This window comes from Thermanaerothrix sp., from assembly GCF_056331585.1.
Map to the genome: position 1 here is coordinate 1 of NZ_JBWGPQ010000064.1, position 6,017 is coordinate 6,017.

5 protein-coding genes are annotated in these 6,017 nt (G+C 61.8%); 3 read left to right on the top strand and 2 right to left on the bottom strand.

Going from position 1 to position 6,017, the window contains the following annotated elements:
- The coding region (locus AC01YT_RS13335; protein WP_476676197.1) for a hypothetical protein at positions 1 to 314 on the top strand (314 nt) is incomplete at its 5' end.
- Positions 315 to 902: 588 nt separating this feature from the next.
- On the opposite strand, the gene AC01YT_RS13340 is transcribed toward AC01YT_RS13335, so the two are convergent.
- Together AC01YT_RS13340 and AC01YT_RS13345 are read right to left on the bottom strand one after the other, a co-directional pair.
- Positions 903 to 1,910 carry a hypothetical protein gene (locus tag AC01YT_RS13340; protein ID WP_476676199.1) on the bottom strand — a complete coding sequence of 336 codons (1,008 nt, stop codon included), beginning with the start codon at positions 1,908 to 1,910 and terminating at the stop codon, positions 903 to 905.
- A gap of 3 nt (positions 1,911 to 1,913) precedes the next feature.
- The gene (locus AC01YT_RS13345; RefSeq protein ID WP_476676201.1) at positions 1,914 to 2,573 is read right to left on the bottom strand and encodes a deoxynucleoside kinase; all 660 of its coding nucleotides are present in this window, start codon (positions 2,571 to 2,573) and stop codon (positions 1,914 to 1,916) included.
- Positions 2,574 to 2,750: 177 nt separating this feature from the next.
- On the opposite strand from AC01YT_RS13345, the gene AC01YT_RS13350 reads away from it, so the two are divergent.
- Entirely contained in the window at positions 2,751 to 4,004 is a 1,254-nt protein-coding gene (locus tag AC01YT_RS13350) for a glycosyltransferase family 87 protein (RefSeq protein ID WP_476676203.1), read from the top strand.
- 25 nt (positions 4,005 to 4,029) lie between these two features.
- Positions 4,030 to 5,955: a hypothetical protein gene (locus tag AC01YT_RS13355; RefSeq protein ID WP_476676205.1), complete on the top strand. Its 1,926-nt coding sequence runs from the start codon at positions 4,030 to 4,032 to the stop codon at positions 5,953 to 5,955.
- The last annotated feature ends 62 nt before the right edge of the window (positions 5,956 to 6,017 follow it).

The window sequence follows — 6,017 nt, forward strand, 5'->3', positions numbered from 1 at the left end:
GTTTTCTGCCGCCGGGTGGGGTGAGGCGGGGGTTGGCCCCGCGCGCCGGGCACGCTGTTTCTCTGCCCAAAGCGGGGCGGGATAAGCAACGTGTTTCTTCCCCTTCTCAATGGGTCGTTCTTCGCTCAGACCGCCGGCGGATCGGTATCTGGCAGGGGCGTTATCCTGCTGATACGAACGCTTATCCCCGCGCCAACCATGCCCGGGCACCGCTCACCTGGGCATGGCCACTGCAAGCCCTCATCCGGGAAGCAGCCTCAGCCCGGCCCATCGGGCTGGATTTCCGGCAGAGATGGAATGAGGCCAGTTCATAGATCAATACGCTGTACGTCATACGTCAATCTTGCGAAGGTGCTCAAGTTCGACCATTTATCCCCATTTCCGGCGTGATCATTATCCATCCTTATATCTTTCCCCAGGGAAGAATCTGTAAGATCGTCGTAGTCGTAGGGGCTGGGGATATGTGGATAACCCGCCCGATTCCCCCAGTAATGGGGGTGTGAAGTGCGCACTGTCCATCCCTACGGTCAATGCAGCAATTTTTATCCCCAGACAAGTGGGGATAAGCCGGGTATAACCCTGCCACGCCAATGGGGGTAAAAAGCGGGTCTAAATTGCGTAGAGTCATTTGCGTGAGGATATGGCGCAGGTCGCAACCCACCCCCTATATCTGGGGGTTTAGGCAAGAGGGGGGCAGGCCTCTTTTTTCCCCAGTTCGGGGCAGTTTTCCACAGGTCTCCCCATTTATCCACAGATTTCGCCTGGTTATCCACAGGAGGTGGAGAAATTCGGCTTTGTACCTACCCCCCAGGGATGGTGTGCGGCGTGCGACTCAATCCGAAAAGGCGCATTGGCCGCTCTCCACAGGCGGCCAGGTTGATCACGGTTGGGCAGGTGGTGCGCTAGATGCGGACGCCGTTTGCAGCCGCCCACTGATCGAGCGTTTCTTCGACCGTATCCAGGTAGGCATCCAGGGCGGCCAGGTGGCGCTCGCGCTGGCTCAAGCCCAGGCCGAGCGCCTCGCTTGCCTCGTGCCAGTCGGCGTAGCAGGGCGAGGTTTCGCCCAGGTGGCGTGCGGCGCGCGTCCAGGTGCGCCATTGGATCCACCAGGCGGCCAGGGGCTGCTCGGCGGCAAGGGCTTCGACCGGGCGCTGGTAGTAGGCGCGGCGGGCGGCATTCAGACGCGGTGGGGCATCCTCGCGCCTGGCCACGGCCTCCAGCGCTTCCAGCCAGGCGTTGCGCCAGGTTTGCAGACCCTCGCGAGCGGCAGCCTCGCCTCCGATGAGGTCGGTGAAGCCGGCGGCCAAGCCAGGCCGGCCCACGGCCTGGGCGCGGGCGGGGAAGTTGAGCACGAAGCGCCGCTCGGTCAATGGGGCGCCGCTCAGGCAGGCAATGGCGTTAGCGGCCTGGGTGAGGGCCTCGAGCAAGCGCCACGCCGTTTCGAGCGTGGGGAGAGGGGTTTCGATCAAGTCGCGCCAGATCTGGCGGGCGGTGGTAGCCAGGCGCTGGGCGCGGGGGTAAACGTTCTCCGGCAGGGTGAATTGGGCGGTGGCGCCAGCCTGGGTAAATTCAAACCAGTGTTGGCGGTCGTACAGCACCAGTGGGTTATACCATAGGGCCGAACCCAGCCAGGGGTCCTGGCGCAGACGGCGTGCCGGTTGGAAAGTTGCCGCACCCAGGCGCGCGATATCGAGCGTAACCTCATCGCTCAGGCGCTGCACCTCGCGCGGGTTCAACGGCTCGCTATCGTGGACGACCACCAGGTCAATATCGCCGCTCCCACCCAGCAGGGGCTCGTTGTCCAGGACCGAACCGATGAGAAAGATGCACAACACATCGCGTTGGCGGCGGGCGGTGCGTTCCGCCGTCTCGCGGGCCAGGTTGAGCAGCATCTCGCGGGTGATACGCATGGGCTAATCCTTAGTCAGGGAAGGTAGGGCCGATTCCAAAGGCAGTTCGGGCTGATAGGGCGGCAGGCGCAGGGCGCGGCGGATGGCGGCCTCAATGGTTTCCAGATCGGCCTCGTTTTGGACGAAATCCATCTCGCCGCTCTCGATGACCAGGACCGGCGGCCCCTGGCGCGGGCCGAGGAATTGCGCATCATAGGCGCGGTTGAGGGCTTCGATGTACTCGCGTTCCATATGGCGCTCGTAGGGGCGGTCGCGTAGGGCGATGCGCCGCATCAGGCAATCGGTATCGGCGCGCAGGTACACGATGAGGTCCGGTGGGAGCATCTTCTCGGCCAGGGCACCGTGCAGCCGCAAGTACACCTCCCACTCGTCGCCGCTGAGGTTGAGGCGGGCGAAGAGTTGATCCTTCTCAAAGGTGTAATCGCTGATCAAGGGTTGGCCGGTGGCCAGCCACTGGGCTGCCTGGCGGAACTGGTGGTAGCGGCTGAGCAGGAAGAAGACCTGGGTCTGGAAGGCATAGCGGGCGCGGTCGGTGTAGAACTGGGCCAGGAAGGGGTTCTCCTCAAAGGCTTCCAGCAGTAGATTGGCGTTGAAACGGGGCTGGAGCAAGCGCGCCAGGGTGGTTTTGCCGACGCCAATGACACCTTCGATGGCAATGAACATCGTTCCCTCGCGAAACTCAACGTTGTGGTGGTATGGGGTTAATATACCATAACTTAGCCGGGGGTCAGGGGGTGGGGCCGGCGGCGGAATTTGAAAACCGTTTGCAAGGGGAGCGTGGCAGCAGCGCGGCTATAATAGGAGCAATGCGGGGGTATTCCCGGCGTTTTGGGGTCAAGCGTGCACCGTGGTAAGCCTTTCTTGCGCTGTTTGCTCTGGACGGGTTTAGGGCGTTATCGCCTGCCCGTGACGCTGGCTCTGGCCCTGCTGGCGCTGGTGGGGTACGGGATTTATACCGTGCAGCAAGTCAGGGCACGCGGAGTATTCGAGTATGTGGGCATAGACTTTCGCCTGTTCTATGCCAGTGGGCAGATCGCACGAGATATAGGCTTAAGCGCCGTATATCATCCGAGCCTTCAGGCCGTTTATCAGCAGCCTCTTTATGAAGGCTTCTCACATTTTGTGAAGGGGGTCTCAATGCCTTTTTGGGCCCTTCCTCTTCCTTACCTACCCCTCTTCGTCGCGCCTTTTATGCTCTTATCCTTGCTTCCTCCGTTACCGGCCTATGTGCTTTGGGTGGGTATAAACGCCGGGGGTACCTTGGGGTACCTCTACCTTTGGGTCAAGCGCTTGTCATTGGATCGGGCGGCACTGGTTGCCGCGGTTGCGCTTTTTCTGAGCAGCGCCAATTTCCTCAATCTGCTCTTTGGGCAAGTCAACGTGCTATTGCTGATTGCGATGGGAGAGGCGCTTTTTAATCTCCAGCAGGGGCGCGGAGGATGGGCAGGTTTGTACCTGGCTTTGGGGTGGATTAAACCGCAGATGATTTTGCTGCTGGTTTTCGCCCTGTTGTTGCGTCGCAACAGGCGTTTTGGGGCTGGATTTCTGGGGGGGTCTCTCCTGGTCGGCGGGGTTTCTTTAGCCCTGGGAGGGTGGGAGAGTTTGAAAGGGGTGGTTGAGGTCCTGTGCCGTTGGCCCTCACTTTTAAGACAAAGTGGGATGACCTGGCTTAGCGCTGTGGATCATCTCGTTTCATGCGGCGTTCACTCCACGCTCGGCCTGGGGATTGGGATTGGGATGGTGCTGGTGGTGCTATTGGCCTGGCTGAAGATTTTATGCGCTATGGGCCGTCGAGACGATAGGGAGACCTGGGCAGATTTCTTTCTCACCACCCTGGTCACCCAAACAATTGTCATGCCCCATGGAAATGTACACATGGCGCTGGCATTAGGTATTCCCTGGTTGCTTGGTTTACGTCACCCCTCCCGGCAGGGTATCTGGTGGGGCCTCTTTGTGATTTGGGCGCTCTTGAGCGGGATAATTTTCGTCGGATATGGGTTGTACTCGGCAGGTCATGCCCATGATCTGCTAGGGGTTTTGATGTTATTGATTCATTTAGAGCTACTGATTCTCCTCTACCGCGCTTGGCAGTGAAGAGGATGTTAGGTGTCTCAGAATCATGAACCCTGTCATACCCTTTGCGTTCAATGTTGGGATAGGGCTGGGGCTGCTGGCCGTGCTTGGGCTGAGTAGCCTGGGGGTGGGTCGGCACTTGTTGCGGCGCTTTGGCGGTGAGGCGCTGCCCACTGCGGATCAGGCGCTGATCGGGGTGGCGCTGGGGCTGGGGATTGCGGCGCAAGGCGTTCTGGTCCTGGGATTGGTGGGGGTGCTAAGCCGTGCAGCCGTGGGGGCTTGGTTGATCCTGCTGGTCGTTGTGGGCCTGCCCGGTGGATGGCGCTTTTTGAGGCAGGTGTGGCCGATCTGGCGCCGTGCCTGGGCCGATGAGTGGGCAACACCGTCACTGTACCCACTGCGCTGGATACCGCTGCTCCTGGGGCTGAGTGGGCTGCTGCTGTTCCTGACCGCGCTGACCCCACCCTGGGATTACGACGGGCTGATGTATCACCTGGAAGGGCCGCGGCAGTTCCTGGCAGCGGGGCGGCTGATCTTGCTGCCGGAGATCTGGCAGGCTAACGGGCCGTCTAATGGGGAGATGCTCTTTCTCCTCGGTTTGAGCCTGGGCAGTGATCTCTTCCCCAAACTGGTGCATGGCCTGTTCGGCACGCTATGGGTGCTGGTGGCGCTACGCCTGGGGCGTTGGTGGGGCGGGCCGCGTACCGGCTGGCTGGCAGCGGCGGTGTTGGGCAGCATGCCCTACCTGCCGTTGCTAGCAGGGTGGGCGTACATCGACCTGATTTGGTTCACCTGGGAGGGGCTGGCGTTTTACCTGCTGGCGCGGTGGGGGCAGAACCCCGCCCGCCCCGCGGGCTGGGTAAGCCTGAGTGGTGTACTGTTGGGGCTGGCGTTGGGCAGTAAATACACTGCCCTGGCCGCTGTGCCCGCTTTGGGTTTGTTGCTGCTCCTCCTGGCCTGGCAGGAGAGCGGATGGCGCCGGTTGGGGCTGGGGCTGCGGTTGGCGCTACCGGCATTGGTGCTGGCGCTGCCGTGGTACCTGAAAAACCTGGTGCTGGGGGGCAATCCCTTCTACCCTCTCTTCTGGGGTGGGGTAGGCTATCCGCGGGAGCGCTGGGAGGTGCTGGCAACCTATTTGTATGACTTTGGCCTCGAACGAACGCCCCTCAATCTATTGCGCCTGCCGGTAGCGCTTTACCTGCAACGGGAACGCTTTGCTACGTTTATGGGAACCACCGATGTGCCTCCCTTGCTGTTGCCGCTGGCTATGCTGGCACCGCTGCGGCGGCGCTGGGGGCGGCAGGAGGCGGTATGGGTGGCCCTGCTTTTGCTGCGCACCCTGACCTGGTGGGGTGGAACGCAGCAGACGCGGTTTCTCTATCCTGTTTTTCTCGGGTTGAGCCCGCTGGCGGCAGAGGGGTTAGAGGTTCTGCTGGAGCGCGGACGGCGCCTGGGGCGAATGGTGGGGCTGGGCCTGATGGCCGGTTGTCTGATCGCAACACTGGCGATCCAGGTGATCGCCCTGGGGCAAATCTTGCGGCCCGGGCGCCTCTGGCTGGGGCAGGAAAGCCCGGTCCAGTGGCTGGTACGCGCCTGGCCGGATTTTGCCTTGCAGCAAACGCTGCGCGAGGGGTTACCGGGAGAGGCGCGGGTGCTACTGCTCTGGGACGGGCGGGGGTATTACTGTGCACCACGCTGCCTGGCGGATGCCGATCATACCCGCGGGGTGCGTCTGGCTGAGGCCGCCGCGGGGGATGTGGCGGTATTGGCGCATGAATTGGCCGCGCAGGGGGTGACACACGTCCTGCTAGATCGCGGGAGTGCGCTGTTCAGTGTCTTTCATGACCCAAGCGGGCGGCAACGCCGGGCGTTGGAATTTTGGGAGGGGGTGTTTCTGCCGCGCTGCGCCGCATTGGTGCAGACGGGGGAATGGGCGCGCCTTTATCGCCTGACGGCCTGCGAGGGAGAGTAGGCAGATGGTTTTTTCGCAAATCCCCCCTGTTTTTAAGCAAAAGACGATTTGCGAAGCGCGGG

What these genes read in the sequence shown, in the direction of transcription:
- AC01YT_RS13355 (WP_476676205.1), top strand. Translation starts at nt 4,030, where the DNA reads ATGAACCCTGTCATACCCTTTGCGTTCAATGTTGGGATAGGGCTGGGG.
- AC01YT_RS13345 (WP_476676201.1), bottom strand. Translation starts at nt 2,573, where the DNA reads ATGTTCATTGCCATCGAAGGTGTCATTGGCGTCGGCAAAACCACCCTG.
- AC01YT_RS13340 (WP_476676199.1), bottom strand. Translation starts at nt 1,910, where the DNA reads ATGCGTATCACCCGCGAGATGCTGCTCAACCTGGCCCGCGAGACGGCG.